Origin of the sequence: Nocardia albiluteola, from assembly GCF_018860155.1 — a bacterium.
Lineage (GTDB): Bacteria > Actinomycetota > Actinomycetes > Mycobacteriales > Mycobacteriaceae > Nocardia > Nocardia albiluteola.
In genome coordinates, this window is sequence record NZ_JAHKNI010000011.1 from 58,349 (window position 1) to 74,633 (window position 16,285).

Here is a 16,285-nt window from a genome sequence, read left to right on the forward strand (position 1 = left end):
CGAGATGCGCTGTGGCGCACAACATCCGTGTGTTGGTCGCCGCTCGGCCGGAGATGAAGTGGTCTCCGTGAATCCAGGAGCGCAGGTAGGGTTCAGCCAATGAGTGGGCGTTCGTGGCTGAGGTCGCCGCTGAGTTTGACCTTGGGTCTGTCAGTGTCGTTGTTGGTCGTGGTAAGCGGCTTGTTGCTCGCCGATTCCACCACGAGCCACTCCGACGCACTGCGTACCGGTGGACTGGCAGCAGGTTCGGTCATCGCGTTGTACGCCTTATGGTTGAACGACCGACGCCGAAGGGTGGAGGAGGATCGACAGCGTACTGAGCGCGAGCGGTACAATTTGGAGTTGCTGCGGGCTGAGCGTGACCGGGACCGGGTAACAGACGAACGCTTCGCAAAATCGGTGGAGCTTCTCGGATCCGATGCCGATCAAGTGCGGGTCGGCGCGCTGCATGCGCTCGCTGGTGTTTCGCGTGGTCGACGAGATTACACGCAGACAGTGCTGGACGTGATCTGTTCCTATCTGCGTCGTCCATTCGACCATCCGGAATATCTCCGGGAGCATGCGGCTGGCGAGAAACCCGACGCCGTACCGGACCGAGCAGAAGCCGAGCGGGAACTTCAAGTTCGGCTGACCGCCCAACGACTCGTCGCGCAACTGCTACCGCCGGCGAGTTCTCCCGGTCCCAGCTATGACCTCGACCTCACGGGCGCTTGCGTTGCGCACTTCGATCTGTCGGGCCGCAAGGTTGGTTCGCTCACCATGAGGAATGCTACGTTCCACGACGACACGGATCTCGGCGGCTGCGTGACAACCGGACCTGCGCAGTTCACAGCGGCGACTGTCGGAGACGGCCGATTTCGGTGCCGCGACACCGTCTTTCATGATCGCGTCTGGTTCAATGAAATGCGGTTCGGCGGGCTGGCCGACTTCGCGGGTACTCGCTTCATGGGGGAGACCACGTTCAAGCAGGCGGTGTTCGAAAGCGACGCGGACTTCCAGGAAGTGGTTTTCGAGGGGCCGCTGGACCTCTTCCGTGTTCGCTTCGAGGGACATTTGGATATGCGCTTCGCCGCAGTACCTCCGACGGTGGCCTTCTACAACACCCAAGTGAATCCACAGCGGGAGATCCAGCTGCCACCAGGATGGGAGCCGGTGCGCCGTGACGGTTTGGTCCGTTTGTCCGTAGTCGCAGACGCACGGCAGTGGGATGGCGTCACAACGGAAGCGTCTGCAGTGAAGGCGCCTTCGAAGGAGTCATCGTGACCACCCGCCGACGATGGGAGTCTGATCGATGGAGTATCAGCGGGCGTCACCCAGCCTTTCGGGGACGCGCGCCCTCGACCTGCGCAACCTGGGCGCGGCAAAGACCTGCCTGATGACCGACAACGAATACCAAGCGCTTCAAACAGGACGAGTGGAAGCTGGTGGCGATCGGCGGCATCCTGGGCTTCCTGGTCGGCGAACTACAGGTCCACCTGCTGCTGAGCTGACCAGCGCGGGAAACAACGAAGGGTGATCAACGGGAGTGCATTGTGAACTGCACTGTGTACTCCACCGATCCTGGGGACGTCACGTCCCCGTTGGTCGCGGTGAAGTCGCAGCGGGCGTACAGCCGGTACAGGGTGTCGAGTTGAAGACCGGTCACGACGGAATGCCACCAATAGTCCGCTGGCACTTCGGGGCGCAGGTCGTGGTACCCGCGCTTCCCGGACGTACGGCGACAGACGCAATGACCAAATCAATCGATTTCCGCCGTCGGGATTCTGGAATGCGTAGATCGCGTCGCCGGTGAATGTGCCGTGCGGACCGGCGTACTGGTACCGGGTGTCGTTGGGGTGGAAGTCGTAATGTCCCGGGCTCGATCCCGGTGAGGCGGTCGCCGGAACATACACAACGAGCACCGCGACTACCGCCGCGACGGCTGCGGCTATCCGTCGTGTTTGCGCACCGATATAGCCCTGCATGTGTATTCCCCCTGCGGTACGCTCTCGATCTCTACGTCCACCCGATCGCCCTCATGCAACGAGAGCGGATCCCCCTCGACGGTGGACAGGTGAAACCACGCCGGCGGCGCGTCCGACCGGGTGAGGACGCCGGTTCCGTTCCGGATGTTCCACCGGTAGACAGTTGCCAGCTCCGACACGCGTTCCCCTCTCGAGTGTTCCGAACCTTCTATGATCGCATCGAACCACCGGAGATGGCGACAGACTTGGAGCTCAGGTTCAGTCTCGATCCACCCGAAGTCGAATGGACCGCAATACAGGTGATCCTGGTCGCGGCAAGTGATGCACGCCGGGGCTCACAGGGAGTGCACAGGGGCGACAAAGCTGGGAACCACGGAAGGTCCGCAGGCTGGGGGTGTGACCTCGACATTGCTGGAAACTGTGGTGGACGTGCGTGCGCCTGCGGAGCCCTCGGCGGGGCATCCGCGGTGGGTGCGCCGGGTGACGCTGGCGGCGCTGTTGGCGGCGACGGCGGTGTTGTATCTCTGGGATCTGGGGGCCAGCGGGTGGGCCAATCAGTTCTATGCCGCAGCCGTGCAGGCCGGGTCGGCGAGCTGGAAGGCGATGCTGTTCGGATCCAGTGATGCGGCCAATGCGATCACCGTGGACAAAACTCCGGGGGCGCTGTGGGTGATGGATATCTCGGCGCGGCTGTTCGGGTTCAATGCGTGGAGTCTGCTCGTTCCGCAGGCGCTGGAGGGGGTGGCGGCGGTCGCGGTGCTGTATGCCTCGGTACGCAGGGTGAGCGGGCACTGGGCGGGGATTGCGGCCGGGGCGGCGCTGGCGCTGACTCCGGTGGGGGCGTTGATGTTCCGCTACAACAATCCGGATGCGCTGCTGGTGCTGCTGCTCACCGTCGCGGCGTACTGCATGCTGCATGCGGTCGAAAAGGATTCTGCCGCATGGTGGTTGCCGCTCGCAGGCGTTTTCGTCGGGCTGGGGTTCCTGGCCAAGATGATGCAGGCGTTCGTCGTGCTGCCCGCCCTCGTCGTGGTGTATCTGATTGCGGCGCAGCGGCCCTGGCGGCAGCGGCTACTGCAGACGATGGCCGCGGCGGTGGCGATGGTGGTGTCGGCGGGCTGGTATCTGGCGCTGGTCGCCCTGTGGCCCGCGGGTTCGCGGCCCTATATCGGCGGCTCGCAGCACAACAGCGTGCTCGAACTGGCGCTGGGCTACAACGGCGTCGGGCGGTTGACCGGCAATGAGACCGGCGGCCTGGGCAATACGAACTTCGATGTCGGCTGGAACCGGCTGTTCAGCGATCAGATGGGCGGCCAGATCGCGTGGCTGCTCCCGGCGGCGCTGCTCCTGGGCGCGGCCGGGCTGTGGGTGACCAGGCGGGCACCGCGCACGGACCGGACCCGGGCCGCGCTGCTGGTGTGGCTGGGCTGGCTGCTGGTCACCGGCGGCGTGTTCAGCTTCGCGAACGGAATTCTGCATCCCTACTACACGGTAGCGCTGGCGCCCGCGATCGTCGGCTCAGCGGGGGTCGGCGGCGCGCTGATGTGGCGGTCTCGCAGCGATATTCGCTCCCGGATCGTGCTGGCGGGGTCGCTGGCGGTGACCGCTGCGCTGGCCTCGGTGCTGCTGCGCCGCACCTCCGACTGGCTGCCGTGGCTGGCGCCGGTGATCGCCGTGGCCGCCGTGCTCGGATGCGTCCTGTTGCTCGTGGCCGATCGGCTGCCGAAGGCGATGGCGACAGTCGCGCTGCTGCTGGCGGTTACCACCGGATTGGCCGCGTCCGCCGCGTATTCGATTGCGACCGTGGGGACCACGCACAGCGGTGCGATGCCGTCGGCGGGTCCGGACGGTGCGGGCTGGCCCGGCGGTCACGGCGGCCGGGGTGGCTGGCACGGCGGGGCCGGAAATCCGGTGCGGGGCAATGGGAATGCGGCGGCCTTCGGAGGTGCTGCGGGCTCGGGCAAGGCCCGCGGCGGCTCGACGAACAGCGGTACCGCGGCAGGCTCGACGACGGGCGGCACCACACCGGGTGGTGCCCACGGCGGCCCGGGAGGCATGTTCGGCAGCTCCACCCCGAGCGCGAACGTCGTTGCGGCGCTGAAGAAGAACGCGAGCGGCTACACCTGGGTGGCCGCCACCACGGGCTCCGACAACGCGGCCGGATACCAGTTGGCCACCGGCGATCCGGTCATGGCCATCGGCGGCTACAACGGCACCGACCCGGCCCCCACGCTGCAGCAGTTCGAAACCTCTGTGGCGCAACACAAGATCCACTACTACATCGCGGCCGCGATGATGCGCGGCATGCGCGGCGGCGCCTCGTCCGGCGGCAGTCAGGCGTCCGACGAGATCGCCGCCTGGGTCAAGGCTCATTTCACCCCGCAGACGATCGACGGCACCACGGTCTACGACCTGACCGCCCCGCTCTCCTGACCCCGACAATGACGAAACCCCCGTCCAGGATCCGGACGGGGGTTTCGCGCGATTGAGCGGATGACGGGATTCGAACCCGCGACCCTCACCTTGGCAAGGTGATGCGCTACCAGCTGCGCTACATCCGCATGTCGCGTTCCCGCGACGAGAAGAAACGATAGCCCACCGGGCGGGAAAATATCGAATCGCCAGGTTAATGGGGGATGTCGCGCCCGGCGGCTGTTTCCCGCGCACGCCCGCAAACAGCCCACAGGACCCGGAAATGTGATCTCCGTCCTCACAGGGGCCGCACAGGACGGACCAATTCTCAGCCCATTGCGGCGGCCGATGCTCGTGGTAACAACGAGAGGACCACCATGACGATCACCGACGCGCCCGTACGCGAGGGCGTACCCGTCGAACGAATCGACCCGCCGCGGCGCCCGTCGTGGCGCCGCTGGGTGTGCGGACCGCGCGACCAGTCGCGCTGGGCCCGCCCCTGCCTGTGGACGCTGCTGGTCACCGCCGCATTCCTCTACCTGTGGGGTCTGACCCGCAACGGGTGGGCCAACGACTTCTACGCCGCGGCGGTGCAGTCCGGGACGAAAAGCTGGAAGGCGCTGCTGTTCGGCTCGCTCGACCCGGGCAACTCCATCACCGTCGACAAGCCGCCCGCGGCGATGTGGGTGATGGCCCTGTCGGGACGGTTGCTGGGCTTCGGTTCGTTCTCGATGCTGCTGCCCGAGGCCCTGATGGGCGTGGCCTCGGTGGCGCTGGTGTACGCGGCGGTGCGGCGCTGGAGCGGTCCGGCCGCCGGTCTGCTGGCCGGTGCGGCGCTGGCACTCACCCCGGTTGCCGCGCTGATGTTCCGGTTCAACAACCCGGACGCGCTACTGGTTCTGCTGCTGGTGGTGGCCGCCTACTGCACGGTGCGCGCGACCGAGAACGGCAGCGGGCGCTGGCTGGCCTTGGCCGGCGTCGCGGTGGGCTTCGGGTTCCTGGCCAAGCTGCTGCAGGCCTTCCTGGTGCTGCCCGCACTGGGGCTGGTCTTCCTGGTTGCCGCGCCGATCGCCCTGCGGCACCGGATCGTGAAACTGCTGGGCGCGTGCGTCGCGATGGTGGTATCCGGCGGCTGGTTCGTGGCCCTGGTTGCCCTGTGGCCCAGCGCATCCCGGCCCTACATCGGCGGCTCGACGAACAACAGCCTGCTGGAGCTGGCCCTGGGATACAACGGCCTGGGCCGGGTGTTCGGCGGCGAAGGCAACGGCGGTGGCGGCGGAATGGGCGGCGGCAGTAACGCATTCGGCGGCAGCACCGGCATCACCCGCCTGTTCGGCGCGTCGTTCGGCACCGAGATCTCCTGGTTGCTGCCCGCGGCGCTGATCGGATTGCTTGCGGGCCTGTGGTTCACGCGCCGCACGCCGCGCACGGGCCGTACCCGGGCGGGCCTGATCCTGTGGGGCGGTTGGCTGCTGGTCACCGGCATCGTCTTCAGCTTCATGCAGGGCACCATCCACCCGTACTACATGATCGCGCTGGCGCCCGCCGTCGCGGCGCTGCTGGGCATCGCGGTCACCGAATTATGGCGCGGCAGGAGCCATTTCGCGGCGCGTGGCGTGCTCGGCGCGATGCTGGCCGCCACCGGAGTCTGGAACTTCGTGCTGCTGGATCGCACGCCCGAGTGGTATCCGGCGCTGCGCTGGATCGTGCTCATCGGCTCGATCGTGGTCGCGGCCGTCCTCATCGTCGGCGCGCATCAGCTGGGCCGGCTCACGGTGATCGTCGCCGCGGCGGGCCTGCTGTTCGGACTGGCGGGCTCCACCGCGTACACCATCGACACCGTGGCCACGGTGCACACCGGATCGATCCCGACCTCGGGCCCGACTGCCGGACACGGGTTCGGCGGGCCGGGCGGATTCGGCGGCGGGACGTGGGTTCGGCACAGCGGTTCCGGCACAGGCGATTCGACGGCCTCGGGGATCGCGGCTTCGGGTACGAAAGGCTCGAAGGCGCCCGGCGCAGGCGGGGCTCCGGGCGCAGCTGCCTTGGGCACGACGACCTCGGGTAATGGTGCGGCGCCCGATGGTCAGGGCGGCTTCGGCGGCGGCTCGGACAACAACACCGCCCTGCAGCAACTGGTGAAATCCAGCTCCAACTACCGCTGGGCCGCCGCGGCGATCGGTTCCCAATCGGCGGGCAGCCTCGAATTGTCCACCGGCGCATCGGTCATGGCGATCGGCGGCTTCACCGGCAGCGACCCGTCACCGACCCTCGCCCAGTTCGAGCAGTACGTGGCCAACGGCGATATCCACTACTTCATCGCCGGTGGCGGCCACGGCCCGGGCGGCGGCGATTCGGGTGTGGGATCGCAGATCACCACCTGGGTGGAACAGCACTACACCGCGACCACCGTCGGCGGTACCACGGTCTACGACCTGACCAAGCCGATTTCCTGATCGCACCACGCGACGACGGGTCTGTGTCCCCCATCCGGATACAGAACCGTCGTTGTGTGCGACGTAGTTCAGTCCCGCAGGGTCCGCTGCGCGAAGACGAGGAACCGCTGCCAGATGCCTGGGTTAAGGGTCTGACCTGCGAAGATCTTCGGCACAGCCAAGTCGCTCGCAATGTACGGACAATGCCCGTACATTAGGCAGTATCTATTTGGATCACACCACACACGACGCCGAGACTCGTCAGCTTCACCCCCAGCTCACCAGGCGGTTGTCAGAACCCAAGCGAGGTCACTGCGATGAGCGCCAAGACGGAACGATTCGAGATAAGACTGGCCGAAGACGGCCGCAATCAGATCGAAGCGGCGGCGTCGGCCGTCGGTGAGACGGTGACGGACTTCGTTCGTAACGCGGCAATGCAACGTGCTGATCAGGTGCTCGCACTGGCCAGTCGCACACTGATGCCCGCCGAGCAGTTCGACGCCATGATCCGATCGCTGGACACCGCCGACGACGCCCCCGAACTGGCCAAGGCCGTGGCTCGGGGCCGGAGGTTCGTGCGCAAGTGACTCTGATCTCGACCGGCCTCACGGCCGAACACGACGTGTCACAGTTCGACTGCGGCAAAGAGGTTCTGAACAAGTGGTTGCAGACCAAAGCCCTCGCCGCGGACAAAGGAATGACGAGCCGGACGTACGTCTGGGTCCTCGACGACGACCCAGCCGTCAGGGCGTACTACTCCATCGCGCCGACCTCGGTCAATCGTGCCGAAGACGGCATCTCGAGCAATCTGGCAGCTGGAATGCGATCTGTGCCCGCATTCCTCCTCGCCAAGTTCGCCCTCGATTCGTCCCTCCACGGTCAGGGGTACGGGACCGACCTTCTCATCGACGCCATCTCGAAGATGATGGGAGCCGCGCAGGTGTCGGGCGGCCGGCTCATCGTTGTCGATGCGATCGATGAGTCCGCGTTCCGCTTCTATCAGAAGTACAACTTCATCCCTGTCGAGAACACGCCAGGTCGCCTTGTCATGAAGATGTCGACCGCTCTCGCAGCGTTTGGCATCGGCTGACCGGTGGAGTGATGGACTGACCCACGTCGCTTCATTGGCGCGGAAATCAACATGTAGACGGCGGTCGGGCGGACCTCAGTCGGCGATCGGGAGGCGGACGGTGAACTCCGTGCTGCCGGGGACGCTGTCCACGGCGATATCGCCGCCGTGGGCCTTGACGACAGCCGCGACGATGGCCAGGCCCAGGCCGGTGCTGCCCGCGTGGCGGGAGCGGGAGGAGTCGCCGCGGGCGAAGCGCTGGAAGATCTCCGGCTGCAGGTCGGCGGGGATGCCGGGGCCGTCGTCGCGGACCGTCCACACCGCGGCCCCGGCGGCGTCGACGCCGAGCGCGGCGGTGACGGTGGTGCCGGGCGGGGTGTGCACGCGGGCATTGGTCAGCAGATTCGCCAGCACCTGGTGCAGGCGCGCGGCATCGCCGTCGATCACCACCGGCCGGTCGGGCAGTTTCAGGTCCCAGCGATGATCCGAGCCCGCGATGTGGGCGTCGCTCACGGCGTCCACGGTGAGCGGGGTCAGGTCGACGGGCCGACGCTCGAGCGGGCGGCCCGAGTCCAGCCGGGCCAGCAGCAGCAGATCCTCCACGAGCCCGGACATGCGATGTGCCGCGGCATCCACCCGGCTCATCGCGTCGGCCACGGACGGGGACACCTCGTCCCGATTGCGCTGGGCCAGTTCGGTATAGCCGCGGATCGCGGCCAGGGGCGTGCGCAGCTCGTGGCTCGCGTCGGCGACGAACTGGCGCACGCGAACCTCACTGGCGTGCCGGGCCGAGAGCGCGCCGGCGATGTGGTCGAGCATCCGGTTGACCGCGGCGCCGAGTTTGCCGACCTCGGTCCCCGGATCGGCGTCATCGGCCGGAACCCGCACGGGCAGTTCGACTTCCCCGCGGTCCAGCGGCAGATCGGCGACCCGGGCCGCGGTCGCGGCGACGCGGTCCAGTGGCGCCAGGGCACGGCGGATCACCCAGACCCCCACGGTGACGGCGACGACCAGCGCGACGAGCGTGACGACGATCGACACCACCAGCGCCCACACGATCGTCGCGTCCACCGATGCCAGCGGCAGGCCCGCGACCACCGTGCCGCCCTTCCAGGTCGTCGCCGCCACGACGCGATAGCTGCCCGCGCCGTCAAGATCGATCGTGACGGGCTTCGCGTCGGCCGCGACGGCGGCCACCTGCGTGCGAGCCGTGTCCGACAGCGCGACCACGCCACCGTCGGTGCCGATTCTCCCTGCGGCCGTGACACTTCCGTGCTCGAGCAGGGCGCCGACGGCATTGGGCTGATTGCCGGGATGATCGAGGAAGTTCGGGCCCGGTTCGGACCCGTCGGAATCGGGCGGAGGCGGCGGATGGCCGATGCGGCCGGTGGGCACGGGCCCGACGATCGGTCCGCCGCCGGATTCGATAACCGCTCGCTTCTCCATGTCGACGAGCTGGGTATCGAGCTGATGTACCAGAAACTGGTGCAGCGCAAGCTCGGTCGCGGCGCCGATGCCGACCACCACCGTCACCAGCAGCAGCACCTGGCCCACCAGCAGCCGCATCCGCAGCGACCAGCGCCGCGGAGACCACCGCCGGTAGCGGTGAGCGGTGCATTCCTCGCCTCGCGCGCCCGCGCGACTGGACATCCTCCGGGCACGAGCCTTTTTCCCCTGGTGCACAACGGATTCCGCCCCCTCGGTCGGCGATCCGGGCACGCGCACGGGCCCCAGCGGATACGCCGCGGCCCCCGGCACCGGCGGTTCAGGTAGCAGGTTTGAGGACATACCCGGCCCCCCGAAGCGTGTGAATCATCGGATCGCGCCCGCTGTCGATCTTCTTGCGCAGATAGGAGACATACAGTTCGACGATGTTGGAGGTGCCGCCGAAGTCGTAACTCCAGACGCGATCGAGGATCTGTGCCTTGCTCAGCACCCGCTTCGGGTTGCGCATGAAGAACCGCAGCAGCTCGAATTCGGTGGAGGTCAACGTGATCGGCTCGCCGGCCCGGGTGACCTCGTGGCTGTCCTCGTCCAGCACGAGATCTCCCACGACTATCTGGGCCCCGCTGTCGCGCATGGTGATTCCGGTGCGCCGCAACAGCGCCCGCAGCCGCAGCACGACCTCCTCGATGCTGAACGGCTTGGTGACATAGTCGTCGCCGCCCGCGGTCAGCCCCGCGATGCGGTCCTCCACCGAATCCTTGGCGGTCAGCAGCAGCACCGGCAGATGCGGGATCTGTTCGCGCAGCCGGCCCAGGACCTGCAGCCCGGTCATATCCGGCAGCATCACGTCGAGAACCACCACGTCGGGGCGGGTCTCGCGGGCGCGGGCCATCGCGGTGCGGCCGTCACCAGCCGTGAGCACCTCCCAGCCCTCGAAGCGCAATGCCATCGAGAGCATCTCGGCGAGCATCGGCTCGTCGTCCACGACCAGCACCGTGACCGGGGTGCCGTCGGCGCGGCGCATCACGGGTCGATCGATCGGGGCATTGGCACTGGTCGTCGCTGTCACATCAACCATGATCGGCGGTCGCGCTCGGAGCGAGCTTTGCCTTGGCTGTGCGCAAACTGTGAACCTCACCGGCCGCCCGACACTGCCCGCGAACGGCGCACATATCGCGCGCTGGGCCCGCACACAGCGCGCACCTACATTCGCCACCCACGGTGGAGCGAAACCGCCCGGTCCGCCGGGTCCGCACCGCACAGGAGCTTTCGACGATGACCGATCCCCTACAGCCCGCGAGCCCCGAAGAGCCCGCGGCGAGCCAGCCCGCCTGGGGCGCACCGCAGACCACGCCGTCCCTGTGGACGACACGCAAGACCCTCGCGACCGTGGGCGTTGCCGCGGCGATCGCCGCGGTGGGCGGCGGTGTGATCTATGCCGCCTCCGGCAGTTCCACCGGCGACCATCGCGGCCCGGGCGGCCCCGGCATGAGCATGAACGACCCCGGCATGAACAGTCCCGGCGGCTCGAACAACGGCGGGGGCAGCTTCTCCGGTCCGATGGGCGGGGCTCTGCACGGCCAGTTCGTCGTCTCGGACGGCAACGGCGACTACACCACCGAGCTGACCCAGACCGGCACCGTCACCGCCGTCTCGGCCGATTCGATCACCGCCAAGAGCGCCGACAACTACACCCACACTTACACCATCGGATCGGACACGCGCGAAACCTCGGGCGTGAAAGTCGGTGACACGGTGAGCATCCGGGCCACCGATGCGAACGGCACGTCCACCACCACCGTCGTCACCGAGGGGACAGCCGCCCGGCCCGGCGGCGGGCGGTGGAACCGGATGGACGGGACGGGTGGCCCAGGAGCGATGAACGGTGCAGCAGCCCCGAACCAGATGTCCAGCGGCCCCGGCCAATTCGGTCCGGGCGCGGGCAACCCGGCCGCCGACCCGGTCGGCGCGCCCAACTGATACGCCCGGCCGGTCGGCACCGCGCCGACACCGCCCGGCGCCTCCGTCATCCCGAACGTCCGCACCGGAACGCACTGTGGCCACCGTCGCGCTGTCGGTTGGGGCGGGCCGATAGTTGCTGTCACACAGCGCATCCTGGCCGGAACTGTCCCGATGGCTACCGAAGCCTCGCACCCCTGAGCCGGTCCGGATCGTCGCTGCCTCGCTATGCATCCCGACCGCGCTGGGTATACATCCCGACCGGACCGAGCCGACCGTCACCGCTACACCAACCATCCCGACCGGACCGAGCCTACCGTCACCGCTACACCAAGCATCCCGGCCTGACCGGACCCGATCATCGCCGCTATACCGGGTATCCCGATCGGGTCGAGCCGGGACGCGGGCAGGTTAGCACCGCCCATCCGGGGCGAAGGCACGCAGGAGTGACCGGGCTAGCCGAATACCGTTGCGGCACTACCCGATCTGGAGCACCAGCTTGCCGTGCGCCCGGTGCGACCCGCTGAGCTCGAGGGCGGTACGCCAGTCCTCCAGCGGAAATGTGCGGGCCACCGGGACGGAGAACCGACCTTCGGCGGCGAGCTGTGCAAATTCGCCCAGCACGTCGTAACGCGGCATCGCGCCGGTGTCCAACGCGGAGCGCACGCCGAGTTCCTTTGCCACCGGGTCGATTCCGAGCGTCAGCACGTGTTCGGGTTCCTTGACCGTGCGCACGAGTTCAGTCAGCGCGTTGCTGAACGGCGCGGTGTCGAGGGCGAGTTCGACCGGCCCACCCGCCAGCGCCGTCACTCGTTCCGCCATGCCCTCCCCGTAGCTCGTGACCTCGGCGCCGGCGGCGCGGAGGGCATCGGCGTACGTCTCGCCCGCCGTGGCGATCACGCGGGCGCCGCGCCCGAGGGCGATCTGCACCGCGGCGTACCCGGTGGTGGTGCCTGCGCCGTGCACGAGCACGGTGGTGCCGGAACCGACGCCGAGCACATCCACGGCCACGTACGCCGTTCCGACGGCCATCGGCAGCGCGGCGGCGGCCACCGCCTCGAGCCCGGACGGACGCGCGAACCACAGGTCGAGCAGTGCGTACTCGGACGCGCCCGCGGTCGGACCGGTGAAGGGCGCGGTCCCGAACACCGGATCGCCGATGTCGACCCCGGTCACGTCGTCACCGACGGCGTCGACGGTCCCGGACACCTCCAGGCCGATCCCGCGCGGCAGGTCGCCGGGGTACAGCCCACCGCACAGCGCCCAGTCGGCCGGGTTCAGTCCGCAGGCCTGCACCGCGATGCGGATCTGGCCCGAACCGGGGTCCGGGACCGGGGCGTCGTCGATTCGCAGCACGTCGGCCGCCTCTCCGTAGGTGTGAAAGCGAAGGGTGCGCATGAGTGATCTCCCAAGTGACGACAACATCTGTCGTCACCAACGCTACCAGAGTGACGACAGCATCTGCTGTCGCTAGAATCGCGGCATGGCACGGTGGGAAGGCAATACCCCTGATCGGCTCGCAGAGGCGGCCCTGGACCTGTTCGAGGAGCAGGGCTACGACCGCACGACGGTCGCGCAGATCGCGCGGCGCGCGAACCTCACCGAGCGGTCGTTCTACCGATGGTTCTCCGACAAGCGAGAGGTGCTGTTCGGCGGCGGCCGGGAACTCGAGGAGCACCTCGTCGCCGCCATCGAGGCCGTCCCCGCGGGCACGGGTGCGCTGCGCACGCTGCTGACCGCGTGCACCACCGCGACGGCGGTGTTCCGTCCGCGCGAGCACCTGGAGCGGCGCGCGGCGATCATCGCGGCGAATCCGCCATTGCGAGAGCGAGAGTTGATCAAGCTCGTCTCGCTGTCCGAGGCCCTCACGGCCGCACTGCTGCGCCGCGGGCACGACCGCGAGACCGCGCGGCTGGCCACCGATCTCGGGATGGCCGTGATGCGGCTGACCGCCGAGAGGTGCATGGCCGACGAGAATGCCGACTACGCCGAGGTGCTCTGGGCCAGCGCCGCGGATCTGGTCGCCGTCGCGGCCGACGGCGCACCGAGTGCGATCGCCTCCGGCGAATCACCAGGTTCCGGTACGTAATCGGCCGTTCCGGACCGGCGCGAATCGCGGCGGCCGCCCCGGCGAATCGCCGTGCCGCGGCGTGCTGGAGCCGCGCGGGTCACGGAAGCCGCACAGCCCCTCATGATCAGGACCGAGCCGGGGTCGGCGCCCCCTGGGCTCGCTCACAACTGTGCGGCGCGCACCTCCCGCGTGGTCGGCGGATCGGCTCCGCGCCGCCCGCAGGTCAGCGCAGCCACCAGCATCGCCTCATCCACGATCGCAATCAGCTCCGCGCTCTCCAACGCGCGCAACGCCTTTCGCCGATGCGCGCCGAGTAGGTCCCGGCGGTGCAGACCCGCGAGCAGGCCGCCGGCGAAGGCGTCGCCCGCGCCGACGGTGTCCACCAGCTCGATCGGTACGCCCGGACGACGGATCGGCCTGGGATCCTCGGCGGTGGCGGCCAAGGCGCCCTCGCCGCCAAGCGTGACCACGACCAGCGCTGGGCCCCGGCAGGCCCAGTCGGTCAGCACGTCTTCGGGCGCTCGGTCCGGATACAGCCAGGCCAGATCCTCAGAGCTGACCTTCAGGACGTCGGCCAGGCCCAGCATCGTCTCCACGCGCGCCCGGGCGTCGTCGTGAATCATCAACTGCGGACGCATATTCGGGTCATAGGAGATGGTCGCTGTCGCCCGCGCGCGCTCGACCAGGCGCAGCAGCGCATCCGCGCCGGGCCGCTGCGTCATCGCCAGCGAGCCGGTGTGCAGGGCCGCCACGTCACCGTCCAGGGCGGGCCCGAGTTCGGCATCGGTCCACTGCCAGTCCGCGGTGCCGTCGATGCGGAAGTCGTAGCGGGCCACGCCGTCGGCGTCCAGATCCAGCAGCGCCAGCGAGGTCGGCTCGCTGCCCTGGATCGCATGATCGAGGCCGATGGCGTTGTCGCGCAGGAAGTTCCGGACCCTGTCCCCGAGCGTGCCGGTGCCGATCCGGGCGAGCATCCGGACCGGAACATCGAGCCGGACCAGGCCGACGGCCACATTAGTGGGGCTGCCGCCCGGCATCGCCGCGAACTCCCCCGGCGCACCGGTGGGCACCATGTCCACCAAAGCCTCACCCGCGACGGCGATCACCCCCGTGCCCCGCTCAGTCCCGGACACGATGGTTGTCCACCTCCTCGCCCGCCATGGCCCCGGTCATGATCGCGACCGCATCGGACATGGAGAACTCGTGCGGTTCGATCACCGCCACCCGCCGTCCGAGCCGCTGGATGTGCACGCGGTCGGCGATCTCGAAGACATTGGGCATGTTGTGGCTGATCACGATGACCGCCAACCCGCGATCGCGGACCTGGCGGATCAGGTCCAGCACCATGCCGGTCTCCTTGACCCCCAGCGCCGCGGTCGGCTCGTCCATGATCACCACGTGCTGGGCGAAGGCCGCGCTGCGCGCCACCGCCACACCCTGGCGCTGCCCGCCCGAGAGGGTCTCCACCGGCTGCTTCATCGAGCGGATGCCGATCTTCAGATTCGCCATGTGCTCCTGGGATTCCCGGACCATCCGCTCCTTGTCCAGCATCCGGAACACCGATCCCAGCACCCCGCGACGGCGTAATTCCCTGCCCAGGAACAGATTGTCGGCGATATCGAGCGCGGGGGCGACGGCCAGATCCTGGTACACGGTCTCGATGCCCGCGCGGCGCGCATCGATAGGGCGGCGAAACCGGACCGGCTTGCCATCGACCAGGATCTCGCCCTCGTCCGGCGCCACCGCCCCCGAGAGTGCCTTGATGAGAGTGGATTTCCCGGCGCCGTTGTCGCCGATCACCGCGAGGATCTCGTTCGGATACAGGTCGAAGTCGGCGCCGTCCAGCGCGGTGACCTGACCGTAGCGCTTGACCAGCCCCTTCGCCTGCAACACAGGCTGTTTCGCGTCAGTCTGCTCACTCACCGCTGCTGCCTCCTGCGGTTGAATTGATCCACCGTCACCGCGGCGATCACCAGGATGCCGGTGATCAGGGTCTGGTAGATCGAGGAAACTCCCATGAGCTGCAGGCCGTTTCGGATGATACCGACGATCAGCGCGCCCAGCAGGGTGCCGATCACGCTGCCGCGCCCGCCGAACAGGCTGGTGCCGCCCAGGACCACCGCGGTGATCGAGTCGAGGTTGTCGGTCTGCCCCGCGTTCGGATCGCCGACCCCGGTGCGTGCGATCAGCAGCAGCGCGGCCAGTCCGTAGATCAGCCCGGCGACGGTGTAGACGCCGAGAAGTACTCGGCGCGTGTCGATTCCGCTCAACCGGGCGGCCTCGGGATTGTTGCCCACCGCGTAGATGTGCCGTCCCGCCGAGGTCTGCCGCAGCACGTACCAGGCCACCGCGAACAGCACCAGCATCGCCACCGATCCGTAGGTGATGTCGGTGCTGCCCAGCGGAAAGGTCTTGTCGAAGAAGGTGAGCATCGAGGGCAGGCCCGAGATCGTCTGCTCCCCCGAATAGATATGGGTCAGCGCGAAGGCCACGCCGTAGGTGCCGAGCGTGACGATGAACGGCGGCAGTTTGACCATGCTCACCAGCGACCCGTTCACCAGCCCGAACGCCGCGGTCAGCGCGAGCCCGAGCACGATCGCCAGCAGCGGCGGCAGCCCCGAGTTCACGGCCAGTTTGGTGATCGCGATATTGCCCAGCGCCATCACCGCGCCGTTGGACAGGTCGATGCCCGCGGTGAGGATGATCAGCGTCTGCCCGATGGCGAGGGTGCCGACCACCATCACCTGCTGCACGATCAGCGAGAAGTTTCCGCCAGTCAGGAACCGGTCGGACTCGGAGGAGAAGATGATGATCGTGATGAGGATGACCGCAATCGGGCCGAAGTTCGGGAAGCTCAGCACCCGGCTCGCCAATGCGGACACCGATTTCGGCGGCGCCTTCGATGTGGTTGTAGCAGTCATGCGGATCC

General features: G+C 68.2%; 14 protein-coding genes and 1 tRNA gene. 7 read left to right on the plus strand and 8 right to left on the minus strand.

Annotation, left to right across the window (positions count from 1 at the left end):
• The first annotated feature begins 153 nt into the window (after window positions 1–153).
• The gene (locus KO481_RS28760) at window positions 154–1,263 is read left to right on the plus strand and encodes a pentapeptide repeat-containing protein (RefSeq protein WP_215917563.1); all 1,110 of its coding nucleotides are present in this window, start codon (window positions 154–156) and stop codon (window positions 1,261–1,263) included.
• A 253-nt stretch (window positions 1,264–1,516) separates the two neighbouring features.
• On the opposite strand, the gene KO481_RS44075 is transcribed toward KO481_RS28760, so the two are convergent.
• Window positions 1,517–1,645, minus strand: coding sequence for a hypothetical protein (locus KO481_RS44075; protein ID WP_281066087.1), 129 nt, complete (start codon window positions 1,643–1,645; stop codon window positions 1,517–1,519).
• A 715-nt stretch (window positions 1,646–2,360) separates the two neighbouring features.
• Between KO481_RS44075 and KO481_RS28765 the strand changes: the two genes are divergently transcribed.
• Window positions 2,361–4,397: a glycosyltransferase family 39 protein gene (locus KO481_RS28765; protein ID WP_372452017.1), complete on the plus strand. Its 2,037-nt coding sequence runs from the start codon at window positions 2,361–2,363 to the stop codon at window positions 4,395–4,397.
• A 55-nt stretch (window positions 4,398–4,452) separates the two neighbouring features.
• Here the strand turns inward: KO481_RS28765 and KO481_RS28770 are convergent.
• Window positions 4,453–4,525: transfer RNA gene (locus KO481_RS28770), tRNA-Gly, on the minus strand.
• Window positions 4,526–4,753: 228 nt separating this feature from the next.
• Here KO481_RS28770 and KO481_RS28775 point away from each other — a divergent pair.
• The 3 genes from KO481_RS28775 to KO481_RS28785 all read left to right on the plus strand — a co-directional run bounded on the left by KO481_RS28775 (window position 4,754) and on the right by KO481_RS28785 (window position 7,901).
• Window positions 4,754–6,832: an ArnT family glycosyltransferase gene (locus KO481_RS28775; RefSeq protein WP_215917561.1), complete on the plus strand. Its 2,079-nt coding sequence runs from the start codon at window positions 4,754–4,756 to the stop codon at window positions 6,830–6,832.
• A gap of 296 nt (window positions 6,833–7,128) precedes the next feature.
• Window positions 7,129–7,398 (plus strand): type II toxin-antitoxin system TacA family antitoxin, encoded by a 270-nt coding sequence (locus KO481_RS28780; protein ID WP_215917560.1) that lies wholly within the window; start codon window positions 7,129–7,131, stop codon window positions 7,396–7,398.
• A complete protein-coding gene (locus KO481_RS28785; protein ID WP_308166598.1) occupies window positions 7,395–7,901 on the plus strand; it encodes a GNAT family N-acetyltransferase in 507 nt (168 codons plus the stop codon). The genes KO481_RS28780 and KO481_RS28785 overlap by 4 nt, the downstream gene beginning before the upstream one ends.
• Before the next feature lie 75 nt (window positions 7,902–7,976).
• Here the strand turns inward: KO481_RS28785 and KO481_RS28790 are convergent, their stop codons facing one another.
• Together KO481_RS28790 and KO481_RS28795 are read right to left on the minus strand one after the other, a co-directional pair.
• Window positions 7,977–9,446 carry a sensor histidine kinase gene (locus KO481_RS28790; protein WP_372452042.1) on the minus strand — a complete coding sequence of 490 codons (1,470 nt, stop codon included), beginning with the start codon at window positions 9,444–9,446 and terminating at the stop codon, window positions 7,977–7,979.
• A 199-nt stretch (window positions 9,447–9,645) separates the two neighbouring features.
• Window positions 9,646–10,350 (minus strand): response regulator transcription factor, encoded by a 705-nt coding sequence (locus KO481_RS28795; protein ID WP_215917887.1) that lies wholly within the window; start codon window positions 10,348–10,350, stop codon window positions 9,646–9,648.
• A gap of 251 nt (window positions 10,351–10,601) precedes the next feature.
• Here KO481_RS28795 and KO481_RS28800 point away from each other — a divergent pair, with 251 nt between their 5' ends.
• The gene (locus KO481_RS28800; protein WP_215917558.1) at window positions 10,602–11,306 is read left to right on the plus strand and encodes a hypothetical protein; all 705 of its coding nucleotides are present in this window, start codon (window positions 10,602–10,604) and stop codon (window positions 11,304–11,306) included.
• 456 nt (window positions 11,307–11,762) lie between these two features.
• On the opposite strand, the gene KO481_RS28805 is transcribed toward KO481_RS28800, so the two are convergent.
• Window positions 11,763–12,683 carry an NADP-dependent oxidoreductase gene (locus KO481_RS28805; protein ID WP_215917557.1) on the minus strand — a complete coding sequence of 307 codons (921 nt, stop codon included), beginning with the start codon at window positions 12,681–12,683 and terminating at the stop codon, window positions 11,763–11,765.
• An 85-nt stretch (window positions 12,684–12,768) separates the two neighbouring features.
• Between KO481_RS28805 and KO481_RS28810 the strand changes: the two genes are divergently transcribed.
• Window positions 12,769–13,374, plus strand: coding sequence for a TetR/AcrR family transcriptional regulator (locus KO481_RS28810; protein ID WP_215917556.1), 606 nt, complete (start codon window positions 12,769–12,771; stop codon window positions 13,372–13,374).
• A gap of 143 nt (window positions 13,375–13,517) precedes the next feature.
• Here the strand turns inward: KO481_RS28810 and KO481_RS28815 are convergent, their stop codons facing one another.
• Genes KO481_RS28815 through KO481_RS28825 form a run of 3 tightly spaced genes read right to left on the minus strand, consistent with a single transcriptional unit; the run spans window position 13,518 to window position 16,277 of the window.
• Complete coding sequence (locus KO481_RS28815; RefSeq protein ID WP_215917555.1) at window positions 13,518–14,489, minus strand: carbohydrate kinase family protein; 972 nt, start codon at window positions 14,487–14,489, stop codon at window positions 13,518–13,520.
• Window positions 14,476–15,279, minus strand: a complete 804-nt coding sequence (locus KO481_RS28820) for an ATP-binding cassette domain-containing protein (RefSeq protein WP_308166597.1) — start codon at window positions 15,277–15,279, stop codon at window positions 14,476–14,478. The genes KO481_RS28815 and KO481_RS28820 overlap by 14 nt, the downstream gene beginning before the upstream one ends.
• Window positions 15,276–16,277: an ABC transporter permease gene (locus KO481_RS28825; RefSeq protein WP_215917554.1), complete on the minus strand. Its 1,002-nt coding sequence runs from the start codon at window positions 16,275–16,277 to the stop codon at window positions 15,276–15,278. The genes KO481_RS28820 and KO481_RS28825 overlap by 4 nt, the downstream gene beginning before the upstream one ends.
• Window positions 16,278–16,285: the final 8 nt, after the last annotated feature.

Coding starts and splice junctions, on each gene's coding strand:
- KO481_RS28805 (WP_215917557.1), bottom strand. CDS start 12,683: ATGCGCACCCTTCGCTTTCACACCTACGGAGAGGCGGCCGACGTGCTG.
- KO481_RS28810 (WP_215917556.1), top strand. CDS start 12,769: ATGGCACGGTGGGAAGGCAATACCCCTGATCGGCTCGCAGAGGCGGCC.
- KO481_RS28825 (WP_215917554.1), bottom strand. CDS start 16,277: ATGACTGCTACAACCACATCGAAGGCGCCGCCGAAATCGGTGTCCGCA.
- KO481_RS28775 (WP_215917561.1), top strand. CDS start 4,754: ATGACGATCACCGACGCGCCCGTACGCGAGGGCGTACCCGTCGAACGA.
- KO481_RS28795 (WP_215917887.1), bottom strand. CDS start 10,350: ATGCGCCGCGCCGACGGCACCCCGGTCACGGTGCTGGTCGTGGACGAC.
- KO481_RS28780 (WP_215917560.1), top strand. CDS start 7,129: ATGAGCGCCAAGACGGAACGATTCGAGATAAGACTGGCCGAAGACGGC.
- KO481_RS28800 (WP_215917558.1), top strand. CDS start 10,602: ATGACCGATCCCCTACAGCCCGCGAGCCCCGAAGAGCCCGCGGCGAGC.
- KO481_RS28790 (WP_372452042.1), bottom strand. CDS start 9,446: ATGCGGCTGCTGGTGGGCCAGGTGCTGCTGCTGGTGACGGTGGTGGTC.